Raw genomic sequence first — 21160 nt, 5'->3', positions numbered from 1 at the left:
GCGTCCGGCCCGCGGGATCCGCGGACCGGCGCTCGGGGGAGCCCGGCGGACCGGTCAGCCCGCGGATTCGGCCGCGTGAGGGCTGAGGACGTCCGTGCTGACCAGCACGATGATGAGGATGCCGAGCGCGATCCGGTACCAGACGAACGGCATGAAGCTCTTGTTCGAGATGAACTTCATGAACCACGCGATCACCGCGTAGCCGACGCCGAAGGCGATGATCGTCGCGAAGATCGTGGGGCCCCAGGACACATGGCCCTCCTCGGCCGCGTCCTTGAGCTCGAAGGTGCCGGAGGCGAGGACGGCCGGCATGGCGAGGAGGAAGGAGTAACGGGCCGCCGCCGCGCGGCTGTAGCCCATGAAGAGGCCGCCGCTGATGGTCGCGCCGGACCGGGAGACGCCGGGGATCAGGGCCATCGCCTGGCAGATGCCGAACAGCAGGCCGTCCCTGGTGTTCAGGTCCTCAAGTGTCTTGCGCTGCTTGGCGGCCCGGTGCTTCCCGCCCGTCTCGTCGCGTGCGGCGAGCCGGTCGGCGACGCCCAGGACGACGCCCATGACGATCAGCATCGTGGCGGTGACCCGCAGGTCGCGGAACGGTCCCTCGATCTGGTCCTTGAGCGTGACCCCGAGCACGCCGATCGGGATCGAGCCGACGATCACCAGCCAGCCCATCTGCGCGTCGTGGTCGCCGCGCATCGCCTTGTTCGTGAGCGAGCGGAACCACGCCGACAGGATTCTTCCCACGTCCTTGCGGAAGTAGATCAGGACCGCGGCCTCCGTGCCGAGCTGCGTGATGGCGGTGAAAGCCGCCCCGGGGTCCTCCCAGCCCGCGAACGCGGCGGTCAGCCGCAGATGCGCGCTGGAGGAGACGGGAAGAAATTCGGTCAGCCCCTGGACGAGTCCGAGGATGAGGGATTCAAACCAAGACATGAAGTTACGTGGTCCAAGTGCTGATCGCGGAAGGGGTGATGGGAACACCGGATCGCGGTGCGAGGTGATCACGGGCGTAGAGGGCAGCGTAGCGTCCGCCCGCGACAGCCCGCCCACAGGGGCTTCGCAGAGGGGTCGGAGACCCCTCGCGGTACGGGTGCCGGACCTCGTCTTCCCTGGTGACGGGCTCCGGAGTCGTCGGCGGCGGGGCCGGGGCGGTCGGTCGTCGGTCCAGGGCCGGGTCGGCGTCGGCCCGAGGTCGGGCCGCCTGCGGTGCGAGGTCGGACCCTTTTCGGCCCCGGTACGGCTCAGGGCCGCCACGGGGAGGTCTGCCGAGTCCCGGGGACGGGTGGGCGCCGGTGCGGATGCGGGGCGATGCCGGGGCGTCGCGGCGCGATGGGTGGGGTGTTGACCGGCCGACGGGCCGCCGCTTACGTTGCGACGGAAGAGAAAGCGCTTGCTCCCGCCGGGGCGGATCCGGCCGGTGGTGACACGCGTTGGCCGACGTCCGACTTCAGGTTCGATGGAGCGCTGATCAGGTAGATGACCGCATCCCCCCACGCGATCGCCCCCATGACCCCGCCGGGCGACGCCGCGAACGTGGCGCACGCCGATACCGCCGATACCGCTTGTGCCGCCACGAGCACGGCGCGCAGGGCGAGCGCCGCGAGTACCGCGACCACCGCGAGACCTATGGACACCCCCTTCCCGGGCCGCCGTATCAGGGCCGCCGTCGTCGGCGTGGGAGCCATCGCGCGGGGGTGTCACCTTCCCGCACTCGCCCGGCTCGCCGAGGAGGGCGAGACGGAGATCGTCGCCGCGGTGGACATCGCCGGGGACGCGGTCCGGGACTTCTGTGCCGAGGCGGGCATTCCGTACGCGTACACCGATCTGGAGCGGATGCTCGGCGAGCGGCGGCCCGATCTGGTCGCCGTCTGCACCCCGCCCACCCTGCACCGGGAGCAGACCGTCGCCGCGTTGCGGGCCGGCGCGTGGGTGTGGTGCGAGAAGCCGCCCGTTCCGACGCTCGCCGACTTCGACACCGTCGAGGCGGCGGAGGGCACGGACGGCGGGCCGTACGCCGCGATCGTCTTCCAGCACCGCTTCGGCTCGGGCGCCCGGCACGTACGGCGCCTGATCGCGGAACGCGCCCTGGGCCGGCCGCTCGTCGCGCACTGCCAGACCACCTGGTACCGGAACGCGGCCTACTACGCGGTTCCCTGGCGGGGCCGCTGGGCGACCGAGGGCGGCGGCCCGGCGATGGGGCACGGCATCCATCAGATGGATCTGCTCCTGGATCTGCTGGGGCCGTGGACCGAGGTGCGGGCGATGGCCGGGCGCCTGGTGCACGACGTGGAGACGGAGGACGTCTCGACCGCCCTGGTCCGCTTCGCGAACGGCGCCTTGGCGACCGTCGTCAACAGCGTCCTGAGTCCCGACGAGGTCAGCCGTGTCCGCGTCGACTGCGAGCGGGCCACGGTCGAGCTGACCCATCTGTACGGCCACGGGAACGACGACTGGCGGATCACCCCGGCGCCCGACGTGCCGGAGGCCGAGGCCGCCGCCTGGCGGGACTTCGGCCCGGACGTGCCCAGTTCGCACCTCGCGCAGCTGCGGGAACTCGTCGCCAGCATGCGGGCGGGTGAACGGCCGCGCAGCAGCGGTGCCGACGGGCGGACCAGCCTGGAGCTGATCACCGCGCTCTACAAGTCGGCGTTCACGGACACGACCGTCCGCGCGGGGGAGATCGGGCCGGGGGACCCGTACTACACGGCGCTGCACGGCGGCGCGCCCGGCTGGGCCCCCGAGGGTCCGGAAGCCCTCGGGAGTCCCGGGGGGCCCGACGGGAACGAGCGGTCGGAGGCGGACGGCGGGTCGGAGGGGCCGGACACCGCCGGGCGGCCGGAGGGGGCCGGCGGGGGCGAACGGCTCGGGGCCGCGCCTTCGCCGGCCGCCGGTGCGGAGGTCCGGGCATGAGCGAGGCATCGGCGGGCGGCCTGCGGATCGTCCACACGCACGGGGAGCGGATCGCGATCGCCGAAGTCTCCACCGGCGTCGACCTGTTGACCTACGTCTACCGTCCCGAGGCCGCCTGGGAGTCCCCGAAGCCGTATCTGCATCCCCTGCGGACGCTGGCGGGCGACGTGGTCACGGGCTACCGCCCGAACGACCACCGCTGGCACAAGGGCCTCCAGATGACGGCCTCGCACCTGTCCGGCCAGAACCTGTGGGGTGGCAACACGTACGTCCACGGGAAGGGGTATCTCGAACTCCCCGAACGCGTCGGGTCGATGGCGCACGTCACCTTCGAGAAGGTCGCCGGGGAGGGTTCCGGGGCGCTCATCGCCGAGCGGCTCACCTGGCATCCGTACGACGGTGAGCTGTGGGCCGAGGAGGAGCGCCGCGTCGAGGTTCACGACGTCGATCCCGGAGCCGGCTCCTGGGCGCTGACCTGGAGTTCGGCGGTCACCAACCGGCGCGAGGAGCCCCTGCGCCTCGGCAGCCCGACCACCGCGGGGCGGGAGATGGCCGGCTACACGGGCCTGTTCTGGCGCGGGCCACGGGCCTTCCGGGGCGGCCGGGTCATCGGACCGGACTCCGAGGGGCCCGGCCTGATGGGGAGGCAGGCGCCGTGGCTCGCGTACTCGGCGGAGCACGACGGCAGCGACGGGCACGCCACCCTCGTCTTCGCCCACGCGCCCGAGAACGACCACTCCGGGGCGGGCGGCGCCCACCCGGCCCACTGGTTCGTGCGCAACGAGCCCTTCGCCGCGGTCGCCCCGTCCCCGGCCTTCTTCGACGAACTGGTGCTCGCACCCGGCGACACGCTCGCCCGTCGCTACCGGGTGGTCGTCGCCGAGGGGGCCTGGGAACGCGACGACATCGTCAAGTACCTGGCGGAGCACCCCTGGTGAGCGCGACGCCCGGCTTCGGGGGACTCCCGGGGGCCGTCGCCGTGTCCCACCTGCGGGTGTACGACTGGCCCGCGCTCGACGGCGCGGCCGGCGGAACTCCCCATCTCCACCTGACCTGTTCGGAGGCGTACGTCGTCACGGGCGGACACGGCTCCGTCCAGACGCTGACGGCGTCCGGGTACGGGGTGACGCCGCTCGCGCCCGGCACGGTCGCCTGGTTCACCCCGGGCACGATCCACCGGCTCGTCAACGCGGACGGCCTGCGCGTCACGGTGCTCATGCAGAACAGCGGGCTGCCGGAAGCGGGCGACGCGGTCATGACCCTGCCCCCGGAGTACCTGACCGATCCCGGCACGTACGCGGCGGCCACCCTCGTCCCGGCGGACGCGCCCGAGGAGGAGCAGGCCCGCTTCGCCCGCGACCGTCGTGATCTCGCGCTGGAGGGGTACCGCGCGCTGCGCGAGGCGGACGGCCCCGCGCCGCTCGCGGCGTTCCACCGGGCCGCCGCCGCGCTGGTGCGACCGCGCCTCGCGGAGTGGCGCGAGCGCTGGAGGCGCGGCGCCGAAGCCTCCGCGGCGGCCACGGGGGACCAGCTCGGCCGACTGGAACAGGGCGACGTCTCGCATCTCGCCGACGCCGTCGTGCGGGCCGAACGGCCCTTCGCGCGAGGCCGGTTCGGGATGTGCGGACTGCTCGACGTCTACGAGGCCACGGAGCGGGGCGTGCGGCCCCGTCGCGGAGGTGACGCGCCGGACCCCTGACCTCGACGACGAGGAGGCCGGGAACGACGTGCGGCCGTGCTCCGCGAGGGGGCGGGCGGTGACCCGTACGGGCGGCGGTGACCCGTACGGCCTCGCCCGCGAGGGGGCGACAGGCGCGGTGTCCCGACCGTGGGCACGGGCGGTGACCCGTACGCCTCGCCCACGAAGGGTCGGCGTGCGGACTCCCGGCCGTGCGCGAGGTGCGCCGCCCTCGGTCCGTGCCCGCGCCCCGGCACCGGCTCGACGTCACCGCCCCGCGTGCTCGGCGGGTCCCGTCACCGTCCAGCCCGGGGCCTGCGGGTGGGCCGTGAGGGCGTCGTGCTCGACCCGCTCCCCGCATTCCCGGCAGACGACCTGGGGAACCAGTTCGTGGCCGCAGGTGTGCTCCAGGACCATCGGCCGGAAGCCGCCCTCCTGGAGGTGCCGGTCGCCCCAGGCCATCAGCGTGAGCAGGACGGGTTCCAGTTCGAGACCGGCCCGCGTGGGCCGGTACTCGTAGCGCTTGGGACGGTCGCTGTACTCCGCCTTCTCCAGCAGTCCGGCGTCGACGAGGCGCTTCAGCCGGGTCGTCAGCACGTCACGCGGGGCGCCGGTGTTGCGCACCAGCTGATCGAAGCGCGTGGCCCCGAGCGACACCTCGCGCAGGACCAGCAGGGAGTACTTCTCGCCGACGAGGGCGAGCGTCGCGGCGATCGAGCAGGGGCGGGGATCCTTCATGACCTCAGTCTACGGAGTGGGTTGGATATTCCAACTCGCTGGGTTACTCTCGGGTCACTTGGCGAGTTGGAAAACCAAACTCACTCCGTTCGAAGACGGGATCCGCCGCCCGGCCGCCGGTTCCCCGACCTCAGAGACCCGAGAGACCGAGAGACCTGAGAGGCAACCCATGCGTGACGCCGTGATCGTCGAAGCCGTACGCACCCCCGTGGGCAAGGGCAAGCCGAACGGCTCCCTCGCCCATGTCCACCCCGTGGAACTCCTCGCCCACACCCTCCGCACCCTCGTCGAGCGCTCCGGAGTCGACCCGGCGCTGATCGACGACGTCATCGGCGGCACGGTCGACCAGGTCGGCGAGCAGGCCATGAACACCACCAGGTACGCCGTGCTCTCGGCGGGATTCCCCGAGACGGTGCCCGCGACCACGGTGGACCGCCAGTGCGGGTCGTCGCAGCAGGCCGTGCACTTCGCCGCGCAGGGCGTCATGTCGGGGGCGTACGACCTGGTCGTGGCCTGCGGCGTGGAATCCATGAGCCGGGTGCCGATGTGGTCCAACGTGCCGGCGGGCGCCGATCCCTTCGTCCCGGTGTCGCCGCGCGCTACCCCGGGGGACTGGTGCCGCAGGGCATCAGCGCCGAACTCATCGCCGCGAAGTGGGGCGTCACCCGCGAGCGGATGGACGCCTTCGCCGTGGACTCGCACCGCAAGGCGGCCGAGGCGTGGAGCGGCGGCCTGTTCGACGCCGAGGTCGCACCGCTGGAGGACGTCACCCGGGACGAGAGCGTGCGCCCCGGCACCACTCCCGACGTACTCGCCGGGCTGAAGCCCGCCTACTACGACCCCGCGTTCGGCGAGCGCTTCCCGCAGATCGACTGGTCCGTCACGGCGGGGAACGCGAGCCCGGTCAACGACGGCGCGTCCGCCGTGCTCATCACCTCGAGCGAGACCGCCGCCCGCCTCGGCCTGCGCCCCCTCGCCCGCCTGCACAGCTTCGCCGTCACCGGTTCGGACCCGCTGCTGATGCTGACCGGCGTGGTCCCCGCGACCGAGAAGGTGCTGCGCGGGGCAGGGCTGGAACTGGCCGACATCGACCTCTTCGAAGTGAACGAGGCCTTCGCCGCCGTCGTCCTCGCCTGGCGGGAGGAGACGGGCGCGGACCTGTCCAAGGTCAACGTGCACGGCGGCGCGCTGGCGATCGGCCACCCGCTCGGCGCGAGCGGTACCCGTCTCACGACGACCCTGGTCCACGCGATGCGGGCCCGCGGGGCCCGCTACGGGCTGCAGACGATGTGCGAGGCGGGCGGACTGGCCAACGCGATGATCCTGGAAGCCGTGCGATGACGGCGGGCGTGCCCGGCCTGTTCGGCGTGCCGGTCGTGGCCGTCGTGTCGGTCGTCGTGCCGGCCGCCGTCCTGGTGGCCGACGGGCCGCGGGCGTAGTCGTCGGGGTGTCGTGGACCTCGTGGCGGACGGTGGGCCTCAGCGGCCGCGCAGGTGGTGGCGCTTGCGCCAGGCCACCGCCGTTCCGGCGAGGGCGGGGACCGCGATGAAGGCCATCGCGATCAGGAAGGCCGGGGAGGTCGGCGACGACGCGCGGGCGCCGGCCACGGCGTACGCGGCGGTGTTGGGGATCGAGCCGAGCGCCGTCGCGAGCAGGAAGGACGGCCAGCCCATCCGGGACACGGCGGCGCAGTAGTTGGCCGCCCAGAACGGCACGCCCGGGAACAGCCGGGCCACCATCATCGAACGGAAGCCGTGCCGGCTGAGCTGGCCGTCCGCGGCCTTCAGCCAGCGGGCCCGCAGCAGCGGCCGCAGCGCGTCCTGTCCGAGGAGCCGGCCGAGCCCGAAGGCGACACCGGCGCCGAGCACCGTCCCCGCCAGAGCCGTGGCGAGCCCCAGCTGGGAGCCGAACAGCGCGCCGGCCGCCAGATTGAGCAGGGGCCGGGGCACGAAGGCGACCGTGCACAGACCGTAGGCCAGTCCGAACGCCAGGGCCGCCGCCGCACCGCCGAGTTGGGGCGGCCAGCCGTCGGCCAGCAGCCGCTGCGGTTCGAAGAGCAGCACGCTCGAAGCGGCCGCCGCGAGCAGCGCGACGAGCAGGGAGAACCGCGCCCAGGGCGAGAGCAGCGCTCTCAGGAACGGTCCGGCCGGGCCGGTGCGGGCGGCGGTCGGGAACACGGGTGCGGCGACGGCGGTCTCCGGGGCGACGACCAGGTCGGCGGCGACGGCGAGCTCCGTGGCGGCGGCCTGGGGAGTGGCCGTGGCGGTGCCCCCAGAGCGGGTGGTGGCATCGAGCATTTTGGTGACACTAGCCGAACCGGGTGTGTGATCGCCGTATGGTCGTCTCATGGGCGTCACAGCTTCCGGAACGTCTGGTGCGCGGTTCGAAGCGCCGGACAGCGCCCTCGCGGACACCGTGCTGGAACGGCTCACGGCTGTCTACCCGACGGGTGCCGATGCCCGACGGGCCACGTCGATGCGCGCGTACATGAAGGACATCGCTCCCTTCCTCGGGCTGGCCACCCCCGAGCGCCGCGCCCTGTCGCGGACCGTGCTCCTGGGCACCGCGCGCCCCGCGGAGTCGGACTGCGCCGCGATCGCGCTGCGCTGCTGGGAACTGCCCGAGCGCGAGTACCGCTACTTCGCCGTCGACTACCTGCGCCGTCACGTGCGCTGCCTGTCGTCGGGCTTCCTGCCGACGGCCCGCCGGCTCGTCGCGACCGACCCCTGGTGGGACACGGTCGACGCGCTGGCCGCGCATGTGGTGGGAGGCCTGGTCGCCGCGGATCCGAAGCTGCGCGCGGACATGGACGTCTGGATCGAGGACGACGACCTGTGGGTCGCCCGCACCGCGCTGCTCCACCAGCTCCGCCACAAGGACGCCACCGACACCGGGCGTCTCTTCGCCTACTGCGTCCGCCGGTCCGACCACCCCGACTTCTTCGTCCGGAAGGCCATCGGGTGGTGTCTGCGCGAATACGCGAAGACCGACCCGCGGGCGGTACGGGACTTCGTCGCCGCGGAGGGGGAGAGGCTCGCGCCGCTGTCCGTGCGCGAGGCGCTCAAGAACATCGGGCCCTGAGGCACCCGCCGGCCTTCCCCGGGACCCGTGAACCCCTGGCGCACCGGCCGCACCGGGCGTGCCGGGGCGCTCCACGGGGTGCCGAAAACCATTCGACGTGGACGGACCCGTCGGCGATGATCTCCTCATGTTCCGGCACACCTTCCTCCTGGCAGCATCCGCGGTCGCGGATGCGCCGAAGGCTGCCGTCCCGATCATCGCGGCAGCCGTCGGCGGCGCCCGAAGCTGACCCTTCCCGGATTGTCCGGCGGACCCCGCAGGGGGAGGGTCGGCAGTCCTTCGGGGTCCCCGTCCCGGCCCGTAGCGCCGGGGCCATCACTCAGCTCCGCTGACATCGCAGAGGCTTCGAGGTACAGCCATGCCCAAGACCGCTTACGTGCGCACCAAACCGCACCTGAACATCGGCACCATGGGTCACGTCGACCACGGCAAGACCACCCTGACCGCCGCCATCACCAAGGTCCTCGCCGAGCGCGGCTCCGGCGGCTCCACGTACGTCCCGTTCGACCGGATCGACCGGGCGCCGGAGGAGGCCGCGCGCGGCATCACCATCAACATCGCGCACGTCGAGTACGAGACCGACACCCGGCACTACGCGCACGTGGACATGCCGGGCCACGCCGACTACGTCAAGAACATGGTCACGGGCGCGGCCCAGCTCGACGGGGCGATCCTCGTCGTGTCCGCGCTGGACGGGATCATGCCGCAGACCGCCGAACACGTGCTGCTCGCCCGGCAGGTGGGCGTCGACCACATCGTCGTCGCCCTCAACAAGGCCGACGCGGGCGACGAGGAGCTCACCGACCTCGTGGAGCTGGAGGTCCGCGAGCTGCTCTCCTCGCAGGGCTACGGCGGCGACTCCGTACCCGTCGTGCGGGTGTCCGGCCTCAAGGCCCTGGAGGGGGACCCGCGGTGGACGGCGGCGATCGACGCGCTGCTCGACGCGGTGGACACCTACGTGCCGATGCCCGAGCGCTACCTCGACGCGCCGTTCCTGATGCCGGTCGAGAACGTGCTCACCATCACCGGGCGGGGAACCGTCGTCACCGGAGCCGTGGAGCGCGGCACCGTCCACGTCGGCGACCGCGTCGAGGTGCTCGGCGCCGGCGTCGACACCGTGGTCACCGGCCTGGAGACCTTCGGCAAGCCCATGGAGGAGGCGCAGGCCGGCGACAACGTGGCACTGCTGCTGCGCGGCGTGCCCCGCGACGCGGTCCGCCGCGGGCACATCGCCGCCGCGCCCGGCAGCGTCGTACCCAGCAGTCGTTTCACGGCGCGGGTGTACGTCCTGTCGACACGGGAGGGCGGCCGGACGACGGCCGTCTCCACCGGGTACCGGCCGCAGTTCTACATCCGCACCGCGGACGTGGTCGGCGACGTCGACCTCGGCGAGCAGGCCGTCGCCCGGCCCGGCGACACCGTCACCATGACGGTCCAGCTCGGCCGCGAGGTGCCGCTGGAGCCGGGCCTCGGCTTCGCGATCCGCGAGGGCGGCCGGACGGTCGGCGCGGGGACGGTGACCTCGGTCGGCTGACGTCCGGCCTCCGGTACGCCGGCGACGGGTGCCCGCGCGAGAGGGCGGGCACCCGTTCTCGCCGGCCCGGCTCCCCGGTCCTCGGCCGGAGCCCAGGGCCGAGGACCGGCACCGGCCTCCTCGGCCGTCGACGGGAGCGCCCGGACGGCACAATGGACCCGTGGACGAGCCGATACCCGTGACGCGGGCCGTGGATCACGGGACCGCCAAGCTGATGCCCGACGTGGACCGCGAGCGGGCGTGGCTGCTGACCGTGGACGGCGCGCCCCAGTCGTACGTCGACCTGGACGAGCCGACACACCTGGAGTTCGAGTACACGCGGCGCCTCGGGCACGCGCTGGACACGGTGGCGGAGCCGGGCCGCGCCCTGGACGTGCTGCACCTCGGCGGCGGGGCGCTGACGCTGCCCCGCTACGTCGCGGCCACCCGGCCCGGTTCGCGACAGGACGTGGTGGAGGCGGACAAGGGTCTGCTGGCCCTGATCGACGAGTGCCTGCCGGTCCCCGGCGGCTCGGGCATCGAACTGCACCGCGCCGACGCCCGCGCCTGGATCGAAGCCGCCGACCCCGACTCCGCCGACGTCCTGATCGCCGATGTCTTCGGCGGCTCGCGCGTGCCGGCGCATCTGACGTCCACCGCCTACGCGAGCGCCGCCGAGCGGGTGCTGCGCCCGGACGGCGTCTACCTCGCCAACCTGGCGGACGCCGCGCCCTTCGCGTTCCTCCGCTCCCAACTCGCCACTTTCTCGACGGTGTTCGAGGAGATCGCCCTCATCGCCGAACCCGGTGTGCTGCGCGGGCGGCGCTTCGGCAACGCGGTGCTCGTGGCCTCCCACCGACCGCTCGACACGGCGGCCCTGGCCCGTCGTACCGCCGCCGACGCCTTCCCCGCACGCGTCGAACACGGCTCAGGGGTAAGGAAGTTCATCGGCGGGGCCGCTCCGGTGGGCGACGCGGACGCCGTTCCGTCACCGGAGCCGCCGGGCGGATCCTTCGGGATCGGCTGACCCGCACGGGACGCGGACACGGCGACCGGGCGCGTGTACGCGCGGCGCGGCGCGTCCGCACGTCGGTGCCTCCTCGCCGCGCCGGGGAACGGCCGAGCGCCGCCGTCCCGACCCGGTCAGGTACGGGTCGGGACAGCGGCGCTCGGGGTCTGTGCCTACTTGGTGAGCTGCGACAGCTTCGGGTCGTTGGCGTACGCCTCGGCCGCGTTCTCCTTGGTCACGATGACCGGCGGGAGGAGGTACGAGGGAACGACCTTGGAGCCGTTGTCGTACGACTTGGTGTCGTTGATCTGCGGCTTGTCGCCCTTCTGGATCGCCTTGACCATGTTGACGGTCTCGGCGACGAGCTTGCGGGTGTCCTTGTTGATGGTCGAGTACTGGATACCGGCCATGATGGACTTGACCGACTCGGCCTCGGAGTCCTGACCCGTGACGACCGGGACCGTCTTGCCGGCGCCCTTGACCGAGGTGATGATCGCGCGGGCGAGGGTGTCGTTCGGCGACAGGACACCGTCGAGCTTCTTGCTGCCGCTGTACGTCGAGGTCAGCAGGGAGTCCATGCGCTGCTGGGCGTTCTCCGCCTTCCAGCCCTGGGTCGCGGTCTGCTTGATCTCCGTCTGGCCCGAGCCGACAACGATGTCGCCCTTGTCGATGAGGGGCTTCAGGACCTCCATCGCGCCGTCGAAGAACACCTTGGAGTTGTTGTCGTCCGGCGAGCCGGAGAACAGCTCGATCTTCCAGGGGCCCTTCGGCTTCTTCGCCTTCATGCCGTCGATCAGGGCCTGGCCCTGCAGCTGGCCGACCTTGAAGTTGTCGAACGCGATGTAGTAGTCGACGTCCTTGGTGTTGGTGATGAGGCGGTCGTAGGCGATGACCGTGGCGCCCGCCTCCTTCGCCTGGGCGACCTGGGTGGAGAGCTGCGCGGCGTCGGTCGCGCCGATGACGATCACCTTGGCACCCTTGGTGACCATGGAGGAGATCTGCGCCTGCTGGTCCGCGACGGTGGTCGAGGCACCCGCGTACTGCACGTCGGCCTTGAAGCCGGCCTCCTTGAGACCGCTGGTGAACAGGTCACCGGCGAGCACCCAGTTCTCCGAGGTCTTCGCGGGCAGCGCGACCCCGACGAGGGAGTTCTTCGCGAAGCCCTTGGCCTCGTCGCCCTTGTCGGAGGAGGAGCCCTCGCGCTCGTTGGAGCACGCGGTGCCCAGGCCGAGGAGTGCGACGGCGCCGACGGCGGCGATGCCTCTGATGATGCCTCTGCGCATGGTGGATCGAGCCTTTCTTACGGTGGTGCGGGGTGAGTGGGACGCCGTGGGAGACGGCGTGATCGGTGACGACTCGGCGTTCAGCCTGCGACCGGTGCCTTGTCGGTGTCGGTGTCCGAGACCGGCTTCGGCGGATCGGCCGGGCCCTTCGCCTCGTCCCGCTGGAACGGGCGTGAAAGCGTCCCGATGATCGAGAACCGGCCCTGCTTCTTGCTGTAGACGTCGAACGCGACGGCGAGCAGGAGGACCAGGCCCTTGATGATCTGGACCATGTCGGAGCCGACGCCCTCGAGCTGGAGCCCGTTGTTGAGCAGGGCCATGACGAGACCGCCGACGATCGAGCCGCTGATGGTCCCGAGGCCGCCGGAGACCGCCGCGCCGCCGATGAAGACGGCCGCGATGGCGTCGAGTTCCCAGCTCAGGCCGTCCTGCGGGCCGGAGGCGGCGGACCGGGCCACGAAGATCATGCCGGCCAGCGCGGCGAGCACGGACATGTTCATCATGACGAGGAAGTTGACCCGCTTGAGCTTCACACCGGACAGCTCGGCCGCACGGGAGTTGCCTCCGACGGCGTAGATGTGCCGGCCGCCGATGGTGTTGCGGGTGTAGTACGAGTACACGAGCACCAGGACGATCAGGATGATGCCGGAGATCGGCAGGCTGGTCCCGACGCGGCCGCCGGCGAACCTCAGCGTCGCGAAGACGATGATGCCCACCATCACGGCCATCCGTATCCCCGCCACCCACAGCGGCGCGGCGTCGGCGTTCATCTCGCGCCGGGTCTGGCGCGCCTTCCACTCCCGCCAGGCCACACCGAGGCAGGCGGCGAGGCCGAGCAGCAGGGTCAGGTTGTTGTACCCGGTCTCCGGCCCGACCTCCGGAAGGAATCCGGCGCCGATGTCACGGAAGCCGCCGGGCACCGGAACCGTGTCGGCGTTGCCGATGTACTGGTTGCCGCCGCGGAACAACAGCATTCCGGCCAGCGTGACGATGAACGCGGGCACCCCCACGTAGGCCACCCAGAAGCCCTGCCAGGCGCCGATCGCCGCGCCGACGAGCAGCCCGAGCAGGATGCCCACGGGCCAGGGGAGCGAGTACTCCTGCATCGCCTTGGCGACCACGATGCCGGTGAACGCGGCGACCGAGCCGACCGAGAGGTCGATGTGGCCGGCGACGATCACCATCAGCATGCCGATGGCGAGGATCAGGATGTACGAGTACTGGCTGACCACGGCGATGAGGTTGCCGGAGGTCAGGGTCAGCCCTCCCGTCCAGATCTGGAACAGCACGACGATCGCCACGAGCGTGGAGATCATGCCGAACTGGCGGGCGTTGGAGGTCGTACCTCCGAAGAGGTTCTTCTGCAGCTCTGATATGCGGCTCATGTGGTCGCTGTCTTCGTGAGTGAGGTCATCTTCTTCATGAGGAGTTCGGGGTTCGCGTCGCGCCGCGTCACCTCACCGGTGATGGCACCTTCGAACACGGTGTAGATGCGGTCGCACAGTCCGATGAGCTCGGGCAGCTCCGAGGAGATGACGATGACGCCCTTGCCCTGGCCGACGAGCCGCTGGATGATCCCGTAGATCTCGTACTTGGCGCCCACGTCGATGCCGCGGGTCGGCTCGTCGAGGATCAGCAGGTCGGGGTCGGTGAACATCCACTTCGCGAGGACGACCTTCTGCTGGTTGCCGCCGGAGAGCTTCACGACCCCCTCGTCGACGCTGGGAGTCTTGATCTTCAGACTCTTGCGGTACTCCTCGGCGACGTGGTGCTCGCGCACCGGATCGACGACCCGGCGCCGGGCGATCTTCGACAGCTTGGCGGCCACCATCGAGGTCTTGATGTCGTCCAGCAGGTTGAGGCCGATCGACTTGCGGTCCTCGCTGACGTAGGCGAGACCGTGCCCGATGGCGTCCGCCACCGACTTCAGCTGGATCTCGCTGCCGTCCTTGAAGACCCGGCCGGAGAGGAAGTGGCCGTAGGAGCGGCCGAACAGGCTCATCGCGAGTTCGGTGCGCCCCGCGCCCATGAGTCCGGCGAAGCCGACGATCTCACCGCGCCGGACGGTGAAGTCGGACCCCTTGCACACGAGCCGGTCCTCGGAACTCGGGTGCCGTACCGTCCAGTCGCGGACCTCGAAGAACACCTCGCCGATGTCGGGCGTGTGGTCGGGGAACCGGCTGCTCAGCTCGCGGCCCACCATGCCACGCACGATGCGGTCCTCGTTGACGCCGTCGGCCTCGACGTCCAGGCTCTCGATCGTCCGGCCGTCCCGCAGGATGGTGATGGTGTCGGCGACCGCCTCGATCTCGTTCAGCTTGTGGGAGATCATGATCGAGGTGATCCCCCGCTCCCGGAAGCCGCGCAGCAGCTCCAGCAGATGCTGCGAGTCGGCCTCGTTCAGCGCCGCGGTCGGTTCGTCGAGGATGAGCAGCTTGACGTCCTTGGCGAACGCCTTGGCTATCTCGACGAGTTGCTGCTTGCCGACGCCGATGTCCTTGATCAGCGTGTCCGGGTCCTCCTGGAGTCCGACGAGCTCCATCAGCTCCAGGGCCCGGCGCTGCGCGGTCTTCCAGTCGATCGAGCCGCGCCTGCGCGGCTCGTTGCCGAGAAAGACGTTCTCGGTGATCGACATGTTCGGGACCAGCGCCAGTTCCTGGTGGATGATGACGATGCCGGCCTGCTCGCTGGCCCGGATGTCGTGGAACTGGACGTTCTCGCCCTTGTACACGATGTCGCCGGTGTAACTGCCGTGCGCGTGGACACCGCTCAGCACCTTCATCAAGGTGGATTTGCCGGCGCCGTTCTCGCCGCAGATCGCGTGGATCTCGCCCTGCTTCACCACCAGGCTGACGTCCGCGAGTGCCTTCACACCCGGGAACGACTTGGTGATCGATCGCATCTCCAGCAAGACCTCGGGGCGGCTCATCAGCGGAGCCCCACGCCGCGGAGGCCGCGCTGAGCACACGGTTCCGGGCGTTGCGGGATACGACGTTTCGTGGACATCAACTTGCCTCCGATGACACCGCTCGTGTCTCCAGGTACTGCGTGTTCGTCTGCGGCCGGACTTTAAATCCATTTGTTTTACTAAGTCAACGCCCAGGCGGCGGTATCGTCGTCGAGCTGGCACAAGAGAGGACGATTCGTGCGGCAAGCAGGGACAAATCTCCCCAAGGTCGGGCGCTACAACCGAGCGGTGGTCCTGGACCAGATCCAACTCACGGACGGCATCAGCCGGGTCGAGATCGCTCAGCGGACCGGTCTCACCCCGCAGACGGTCTCCGGCATCGTGCGCCGGCTGCTGGACGAGGGGATCGTGCGCGAGGACGGAGCGAGCCGGGTCGCCAGTGGCGGCAAGCCCCGCACCACTCTGCGGATCAACGCCGACGCGGGATGTGCCGTCGGGCTGGTGCTGGACCCGGTCGAACTCACCTGTGCCGTGGTCGACCTGCTGGGCCGGCCGCTGGTCGTCATCCGGCGGCCCACGCCGCCCGGCACCGACCCGTCGCACGTCGTGTCGGCCATGGCCGAGCTGGTCGCCGATGTGCTCGACGAGGCGAAGGTGCCGCGCGAGAAGGTGCTGGGGCTGGGGCTCGCCACGCCGGGGCCGATCGACCAGGAGCTCGGCGTGATCGTCAATCCGCCCCAGCTCGCGCACTGGACGCGAGTGCCCCTGCAAAGGATGTTGAGCAAGGCCACCCGCCTGCCGGTGACGCTCGACAACGACGCCACCGCCGCGGCCATCGGTGAGCGCTGGTCAGGAGTGGGCAAGGGCGTCGCGAACTTCGCCTATTTCTACCTGGGCACCGGCATCGGCGGCGGCCTGATCCTCAATCACCAGGTGTACAGAGGTGGCTCGTTCAACGCCGGCGAGTTCGGCCATTCGTCCGTGCTGCCCGACGGTCCGGAGTGCTACTGCGGCAACCGGGGGTGCCTGGAAGGGCTGGTCAATCCCTCCGCGATCGTCACCGAGACGCACCGCCGACTCGCCGCCGGTACCGGCGGAAGCAGTGCGCTGTCGCAAATGTTCGACCGGGATCCGGCCTCCGTGGACCATGCCGCGATCCGCTCGGCGGCGGGGGCGGGCGACCCCGTGGCGGCGGCGGTCATCGACCAGGCCGCGGGACACGTCGCCTCGCTCGCGGTCAGCATCGCCAACTTCATCGATGTGGACCTGATCATCCTGGGCGGCAACGGCATCCACCACGTGGAGTCGCGCTACGTCGACATCGTCGCCTCGGCCCTGGCTGGCAGACCGCTGGCCCGCCACATCCGTACGGTCCAGGTCGCGGCGTCCCCGCTGGGCGCGGACGCCGCCGTCGTGGGCAGCGCGGCGCTGGTCCTGCACGCGACGTACTCCCCGCAGCTGTCCTCGCTGCTGTCCCACTGAGGGGCGGGGGCGATGGCGGCTTGCCGGGTGTCAGGACCGCCGGGGTCGCTGGGACTGCCAGGGGTGCCGGGGGTCACCGGGGCCGCTGGGCGCTGGGGTTGCCGGGCCCCGGGAGCGCCGGGTCGGCTCGGTCGTCGAGGGCGGCCGCATGCCTGCCGGGCGCGGTCGGACGCCCCCGGGCGCCGTGGAGGCGGGCCCGCCCGGCACCGTGGAGAGCCCCCGGGCGAGGCGCGGTGAGATGAGGGCCGCGGTCGTCACGTTCGAGTCGGGTGGTGGGGCAGCCGCCCCGGTGGCCGGTGAGGGGGGCGTCAGCCCAGGTGTCCGGCGGAGCCGACGGATCCCTCAGAGGCGGCCGGCGCTCGCCCGGGGTCGGACGCCGGGGTGCCCTGCGCCACCGGTACGGTCCGCCGGGTCAGGTTCCTGACGTCCGGGACGCACAGGACCGCCGCCGTGACCACCACGACCAGCGTCGCGCAGCCCCACAGCGCGGGCGTACGGCCGAAGACCTGCTCCGCCGGGCCCGCCAGCGCCGTGGCCAGCGGGACCATCGCGATCGAGCCGAACCAGTCGTACGCCGACACCCGCGAGAGCTTCTCCTCGGGGATCTCCTGGTGCAGCGCCGTCATCCAGGACACGCCGAACACCTCGATCGCCAGACCGCTGACGAACATCACGGCGTACAGGGGCACCACCGGGACGGGGACCGCGAGCGCGGCGGCGGGCGCCGCGAGCGGGAAGACGCACAGGGTGCCCGCGAGCAGCAGGCGACGCGGCTTCCAGCGCGTCATCAGCAGCGCGCCGCCGACGGTCCCGGCGCCGAACGCGCCGAGCGCGAGGCCCCAGGGTCCCGCACCGCCGAGGCTGTCCCGGGCGACCAGCGGGCCGTAGACCGCGTCGGCGGCTCCGACGACCGCGACCACCACGGAGAACTGCGCGACGATCGTCCACAGCCAGGGCCGCCCGACGAACTCGCGCCAGCCGTCGCGCAGATCGGCGAGCAGGCCGCCGCCCGGCTCACGCGGCGGTATGTGGCTCACGTCGAGGAAGGAACGCAGCGCGCCGGCGGCCGCGAACGCCACCGCGTCCACGGCGAGCACCCAGCCCGGTCCGATCACGGCCACCAGAACGCCGCCGAGGGCCGCGCCGCCGAGGCCCGCGCCCTGCATCGCCATCCGGAACATCGCGAACGCGCGGCTCGCCTGTTCGCCGCGCACGGAGGACATCAGCATGCCCTCGGCGGCCGGGTTGAAGAACGCCTGCCCGGTACCGCCGAGCGCCGACAGCAGCATCATCTGCCACAGCTGTGCCTCGCCGGAGAGGACCAGGACGGCGAACGCCGCCTGCGACACACAATTGAGGGCGTTGGCCGCGACCATCACCCGGTGCCGCGGCAGCCGGTCCGCGACCGCCCCGCCGATCAGCAGGAACAGCACCAGCGGCAGGGTCCGGGCCGCGGCCACCAGACCCACGTCGCCGCCGTCGCCGCCCGAGTCGAGCACCGCGAACGCGGCCGCGATGAGGGCTCCCTGGCTGCCCAGGTTGGTGACGACCGCGGCGGCGGTCAGGAGGGTGTAGTTCCGGCCCGCCCAGGAGGGGCGGCGGGAGGGTCGGGCGAGGCCGGAGGCTGAGGTCACCGGGAGACTATCGCCGCCCGGTGCCCGACTTGCCAAACCCGTTGCACTCGCACCGGCCGCACGCCGTTCCCGGCCGGCTGCGGCGATCCCGCCCGCCGGGCCCGGAAGCCCGTGCGGCCAGGTCCGGAGCCCGCTACGTCAGGTCCGGAGCCCGTGTGTCCAGGTCCGGGAGAATCAGCCCGTCGGCTCGCCGTGCAGCCGTACGGTACTGAGGATCTTCTGGACGGTCGCGTCCGGAACCTCCTCGGAGACGCCCTTGGCGCCGTAGAGCGTCCAGGACACGAAGTCACCCGACGAGTTCTTGAAGGCGAAGGTGGTCGCCTTCCCGTCGGAGTCGCACTTGCCCTTCTTGGCGACGCCCGAGGAGTACGTCGTCGCGACGCTTCCCTCGATGCCCGAGGCCGTGGTGTACGCCTTGGGCTTGCCGATCTTCAGCAGCTTCTTCGAGGCGTCCTTCTGGTCGGTGTAGCCGCCGAAGACCCACCACGCGGAGTCGTTGCGGGCCACGTCACCGGTGTTCTTGGCGCCGCTCTGGCCCTTGGTGCCCGCCGCGGCCAACGACGTGTCGCTCGTGTAGCCGTCCTTGTCGTCGTCGGACGTGCACCACTTCTCCTTGAGGTACGCGGGCGCCGACATGCCGATGAGCGCGGAGCCGTCGCCCTTCTTGTCGTCCTCGAAGCCGATGAAGGTGCCGGGCGTCTCGACCTTCCAGTCGGCCGGTACGTCGAAGGCGGTGCCCCACTTCGGGTTCACCACGACCTTCCAGCCGGCGATCGTGGCCTTCTCGGCGTCGCCGCCGCGCGGGTTGTCGTCGCTCCCGGTGCCGCTCGCGCTCGGCGAGGTGGCGGCGGACGCCTTCGGGGACTTGGACGGGTCGCCGCCCGCGTCGTCGTCCTTGTCGCCACCGCCCAGGACGAGGAACCCGGTCACCGCGGCGGCGATCACGACGGCCGAGGCCGCGACGATCGCGGTGATCTTCGTCTTGTTGCCGCCGCCACCGCCGCCGGGTGCCTGGGGCGCGCCCAGGGGATCCGTCGGGGTCGCCCACGGCTGCTGTCCAGGCTGCTGTCCCGGCTGCGGTCCGTACGGGCCCGGCTGCTGGTACCCCGGCTGCTGGTAGCCGGGCTGCTGGTACGGATTCGGCTGCTGGTACCCCGGCTGCTGGTACGGGTTCTGGTCCTGCGGGTTCTGCTCGCCCCCGGGCGGCTGCTGTCCTGGCCACATGGCCGACAACGATAGAGGTGCCCGTGACCCGAGTGCCACGGCGGTACCCGAAAAGGCCCTGCTGTCAGGCCGGTTGCCCCTTTGATCCCGGAACGTGCGGCCGTGGGGGCGCCGCGAGGGCGCCCGGAGCGTCTCGTCGGGCGGGTGGCCGCTGCGGTCCGGCCCGCGCCGTCGACCGGTTCGACGGCGGAGGGCGGGGGCTGGCCAAGCATTGCTACCCATGGGTAACATCGCGGCATGAGCGCAGACCAGATGACGATCGGCGAGATGCTCGCCGCGACCGTGCCGATGGCCCGGACCCTCAACCTCGACTTCGTGGAGACCACCCCGGAGAAGGCCGTCGTGGCGCTTCCGGACCAGGGCGACTTCCACAACCACGTCGGCGGACCGCACGCCGGCGCCATGTTCACGCTGGGGGAGTCGGCGAGCGGGGCGATCGTCCTCGCCGCCTTCGGGGACCAGCTCGACCGTGCCGTGCCGCTCGCGGTCAGCGCCGAGATCTCTTACAAGAAGCTCGCGATGGGCCCCGTCACGGCCACCGCGACGCTCGGCCGGCCCGCTGCCGACGTCGTCGCGGAACTCGACGCCGGCCGGCGCCCCGAGTTCCCCGTCGCCATCGCGATCCAGCGTGCCGACGGCGCCGTCACCGGCGAGATGACCGTGATCTGGACGCTCCGCCCGAACGGCTGACGGCTCACGCCGGACCGACGCCGCTCCCTCGCTCGCGCACGGGACCGCCAGGGAGATCTTTCAGGCCCGCCGGCATGTGGAGCGTTGTCTCTCAACTCCCTGAAGCAACCTTGGTCGCTTCAGGGAGTCGCGTACAAATTCCCTTATGGGGCTGCCGGAAAGCGTGGCCGAAGAGGGGGAGCCGATGCCTGCACCCGCACCACCCAAGCGTGGCTGCACTCGTTTCAACGCCGACGGCACCCCGTGCACCACCCGCACCGCTCGGGGCGACGGCTGGTGCGGCGGTTGTGACGGCTACACCGCCCGGACTCCGAACAGCGGGCCCGGGAAGAGGGCGCGCTGGCAGTGGGGAGCTGGTCCGTGGAGGCCCGGTCTCCTTGGGCTCGAGCCGGACGAGGCGTACGAGATCGAGATCCATCCCCGGGTCGTCAACGACTACAGCGCCCACCACACCGTCTCCCCGAACGTGGCCGTCGTCCAGATTCGCTCGCTCCTGGAAGACCTCATCACCTCCGACGCACCCACCGAGATCGACGGCGGTGGGTACTGGCGCATCCTCCTGCCTCGGGACAGCTACGGCTTGATGCTCAGCCCGGACCGCGGTCTGATCCTTCGGTACTGCACCCGGCACAGGGAGCGAACCTGGGCGCAATATCGCTCCGGCGTCCTGTCTCGCATCTCCTACGGGGGGAGCGGGGGCGCCGCTTGGCGTCGCGAGGCGCTGGCCGAGTACACGACGATGAAAGTAGGGGGCTCGGCCTTCCACGGCTTCGCCCGACACATCCTCGGAGTGAAGACGACTCGCGACAACGTCGATGAAGTGGCCCGGCAGTTCGCCGCCTACCTGAACGAGCACGTCCTGCCCAGGTGGGACCGCACCACCCGCGAAGCCGTGGACGACGGACGCGGCGTCACCTGGATCCTGGCGGTCGACGACCAGTCCCCCGACGGAATCGTGATCGCCAACTACGCCACCGGCTCTCCGCTGAGGGCATGAGGGAACCGGAGGAGGG

The 21160-nt window shown here is 71.5% G+C and carries 17 protein-coding genes and 1 pseudogene; 10 read left to right on the top strand and 8 right to left on the bottom strand.

Features of this window, described 5'->3' with window-relative positions:
* Positions 1–54: 54 nt before the first annotated feature.
* A complete protein-coding gene (locus tag ACFYW7_RS29630; RefSeq protein ID WP_389507863.1) occupies positions 55–930 on the bottom strand; it encodes an undecaprenyl-diphosphate phosphatase in 876 nt (291 codons plus the stop codon).
* Between the two features lie 693 nt (positions 931–1623).
* On the opposite strand from ACFYW7_RS29630, the gene ACFYW7_RS29625 reads away from it, so the two are divergent.
* Genes ACFYW7_RS29625 through ACFYW7_RS29615 form a run of 3 tightly spaced genes read left to right on the top strand, consistent with a single transcriptional unit; the run spans position 1624 to position 4606 of the window.
* Positions 1624–2907 carry a Gfo/Idh/MocA family protein gene (locus ACFYW7_RS29625; RefSeq protein WP_389507993.1) on the top strand — a complete coding sequence of 428 codons (1284 nt, stop codon included), beginning with the start codon at positions 1624–1626 and terminating at the stop codon, positions 2905–2907.
* Complete coding sequence (locus ACFYW7_RS29620) at positions 2904–3845, top strand: PmoA family protein (protein WP_389507861.1); 942 nt, start codon at positions 2904–2906, stop codon at positions 3843–3845. The genes ACFYW7_RS29625 and ACFYW7_RS29620 overlap by 4 nt, the downstream gene beginning before the upstream one ends.
* Complete coding sequence (locus ACFYW7_RS29615) at positions 3839–4606, top strand: cupin (RefSeq protein ID WP_389507991.1); 768 nt, start codon at positions 3839–3841, stop codon at positions 4604–4606. Before ACFYW7_RS29620 ends, ACFYW7_RS29615 begins: the two co-directional genes overlap by 7 nt.
* Positions 4607–4852: 246 nt before the next feature.
* Here ACFYW7_RS29615 and ACFYW7_RS29610 read toward each other — a convergent pair whose 3' ends face one another.
* Complete coding sequence (locus ACFYW7_RS29610) at positions 4853–5323, bottom strand: winged helix-turn-helix transcriptional regulator (protein WP_389507859.1); 471 nt, start codon at positions 5321–5323, stop codon at positions 4853–4855.
* A gap of 169 nt (positions 5324–5492) precedes the next feature.
* Between ACFYW7_RS29610 and ACFYW7_RS29605 the strand changes: the two are divergent.
* Positions 5493–6664: pseudogene (locus ACFYW7_RS29605) on the top strand (thiolase family protein).
* Positions 6665–6801: 137 nt separating this feature from the next.
* Here the strand turns inward: ACFYW7_RS29605 and ACFYW7_RS29600 are convergent.
* Entirely contained in the window at positions 6802–7620 is an 819-nt protein-coding gene (locus ACFYW7_RS29600) for a TVP38/TMEM64 family protein (RefSeq protein ID WP_389507857.1), read from the bottom strand.
* A gap of 49 nt (positions 7621–7669) precedes the next feature.
* Between ACFYW7_RS29600 and ACFYW7_RS29595 the strand changes: the two genes are divergently transcribed.
* The 3 genes from ACFYW7_RS29595 to ACFYW7_RS29585 all read left to right on the top strand — a co-directional run bounded on the left by ACFYW7_RS29595 (position 7670) and on the right by ACFYW7_RS29585 (position 10944).
* Positions 7670–8404, top strand: a complete 735-nt coding sequence (locus ACFYW7_RS29595) for a DNA alkylation repair protein (protein ID WP_389507855.1) — start codon at positions 7670–7672, stop codon at positions 8402–8404.
* A gap of 358 nt (positions 8405–8762) precedes the next feature.
* On the top strand, positions 8763–9938 hold the full coding sequence (gene tuf, locus ACFYW7_RS29590) for an elongation factor Tu (protein WP_389507853.1): 1176 nt from the start codon (positions 8763–8765) through the stop codon (positions 9936–9938).
* Positions 9939–10098: 160 nt separating this feature from the next.
* On the top strand, positions 10099–10944 hold the full coding sequence (locus ACFYW7_RS29585; RefSeq protein WP_389507851.1) for a spermidine synthase: 846 nt from the start codon (positions 10099–10101) through the stop codon (positions 10942–10944).
* 155 nt (positions 10945–11099) lie between these two features.
* Here ACFYW7_RS29585 and ACFYW7_RS29580 read toward each other — a convergent pair whose 3' ends face one another.
* From ACFYW7_RS29580 to mmsA, 3 genes are all read right to left on the bottom strand, one after another.
* Complete coding sequence (locus tag ACFYW7_RS29580) at positions 11100–12209, bottom strand: substrate-binding domain-containing protein (protein ID WP_389507848.1); 1110 nt, start codon at positions 12207–12209, stop codon at positions 11100–11102.
* Between the two features lie 80 nt (positions 12210–12289).
* Positions 12290–13594 carry a multiple monosaccharide ABC transporter permease gene (gene mmsB / locus ACFYW7_RS29575; RefSeq protein ID WP_389507845.1) on the bottom strand — a complete coding sequence of 435 codons (1305 nt, stop codon included), beginning with the start codon at positions 13592–13594 and terminating at the stop codon, positions 12290–12292.
* A complete protein-coding gene (mmsA, locus tag ACFYW7_RS29570; RefSeq protein ID WP_389507843.1) occupies positions 13591–15138 on the bottom strand; it encodes a multiple monosaccharide ABC transporter ATP-binding protein in 1548 nt (515 codons plus the stop codon). The genes mmsB and mmsA overlap by 4 nt, the downstream gene beginning before the upstream one ends.
* A 216-nt stretch (positions 15139–15354) precedes the next feature.
* Between mmsA and ACFYW7_RS29565 the strand changes: the two genes are divergently transcribed.
* Positions 15355–16599, top strand: coding sequence for an ROK family transcriptional regulator (locus ACFYW7_RS29565; protein ID WP_389507841.1), 1245 nt, complete (start codon positions 15355–15357; stop codon positions 16597–16599).
* A 308-nt stretch (positions 16600–16907) separates the two neighbouring features.
* On the opposite strand, the gene ACFYW7_RS29560 is transcribed toward ACFYW7_RS29565, so the two are convergent.
* Positions 16908–18233: an MFS transporter gene (locus tag ACFYW7_RS29560; protein ID WP_389507839.1), complete on the bottom strand. Its 1326-nt coding sequence runs from the start codon at positions 18231–18233 to the stop codon at positions 16908–16910.
* A 174-nt stretch (positions 18234–18407) separates the two neighbouring features.
* Entirely contained in the window at positions 18408–19457 is a 1050-nt protein-coding gene (locus ACFYW7_RS29555) for a hypothetical protein (RefSeq protein WP_389507837.1), read from the bottom strand.
* Positions 19458–19694: 237 nt separating this feature from the next.
* Between ACFYW7_RS29555 and ACFYW7_RS29550 the strand changes: the two genes are divergently transcribed.
* Both ACFYW7_RS29550 and ACFYW7_RS29545 read left to right on the top strand, forming a co-directional pair.
* On the top strand, positions 19695–20147 hold the full coding sequence (locus tag ACFYW7_RS29550; RefSeq protein ID WP_389507835.1) for a DUF4442 domain-containing protein: 453 nt from the start codon (positions 19695–19697) through the stop codon (positions 20145–20147).
* Positions 20148–20331: 184 nt separating this feature from the next.
* Positions 20332–21144 (top strand): hypothetical protein, encoded by an 813-nt coding sequence (locus ACFYW7_RS29545; RefSeq protein WP_389507833.1) that lies wholly within the window; start codon positions 20332–20334, stop codon positions 21142–21144.
* Positions 21145–21160: the final 16 nt, after the last annotated feature.

Source organism: Streptomyces sp. NPDC002580, assembly GCF_042889485.1.
GTDB lineage: Bacteria > Actinomycetota > Actinomycetes > Streptomycetales > Streptomycetaceae > Streptomyces.
This window is presented reverse-complemented; position numbering and strand designations above follow the sequence as displayed.

Bases quoted from the DNA above. Each gene is read 5' to 3' on its own strand.
- ACFYW7_RS29580 (WP_389507848.1), bottom strand. From the start codon at position 12,209: ATGCGCAGAGGCATCATCAGAGGCATCGCCGCCGTCGGCGCCGTCGCA.
- ACFYW7_RS29545 (WP_389507833.1), top strand. From the start codon at position 20,332: ATGCCTGCACCCGCACCACCCAAGCGTGGCTGCACTCGTTTCAACGCC.
- ACFYW7_RS29625 (WP_389507993.1), top strand. From the start codon at position 1,624: ATGGACACCCCCTTCCCGGGCCGCCGTATCAGGGCCGCCGTCGTCGGC.
- ACFYW7_RS29555 (WP_389507837.1), bottom strand. From the start codon at position 19,457: ATGTGGCCAGGACAGCAGCCGCCCGGGGGCGAGCAGAACCCGCAGGAC.
- tuf (WP_389507853.1), top strand. From the start codon at position 8,763: ATGCCCAAGACCGCTTACGTGCGCACCAAACCGCACCTGAACATCGGC.
- ACFYW7_RS29600 (WP_389507857.1), bottom strand. From the start codon at position 7,620: ATGCTCGATGCCACCACCCGCTCTGGGGGCACCGCCACGGCCACTCCC.
- ACFYW7_RS29595 (WP_389507855.1), top strand. From the start codon at position 7,670: ATGGGCGTCACAGCTTCCGGAACGTCTGGTGCGCGGTTCGAAGCGCCG.
- ACFYW7_RS29550 (WP_389507835.1), top strand. From the start codon at position 19,695: ATGAGCGCAGACCAGATGACGATCGGCGAGATGCTCGCCGCGACCGTG.
- ACFYW7_RS29620 (WP_389507861.1), top strand. From the start codon at position 2,904: ATGAGCGAGGCATCGGCGGGCGGCCTGCGGATCGTCCACACGCACGGG.
- ACFYW7_RS29630 (WP_389507863.1), bottom strand. From the start codon at position 930: ATGTCTTGGTTTGAATCCCTCATCCTCGGACTCGTCCAGGGGCTGACC.
- mmsB (WP_389507845.1), bottom strand. From the start codon at position 13,594: ATGAGCCGCATATCAGAGCTGCAGAAGAACCTCTTCGGAGGTACGACC.
- ACFYW7_RS29610 (WP_389507859.1), bottom strand. From the start codon at position 5,323: ATGAAGGATCCCCGCCCCTGCTCGATCGCCGCGACGCTCGCCCTCGTC.
- mmsA (WP_389507843.1), bottom strand. From the start codon at position 15,138: ATGAGCCGCCCCGAGGTCTTGCTGGAGATGCGATCGATCACCAAGTCG.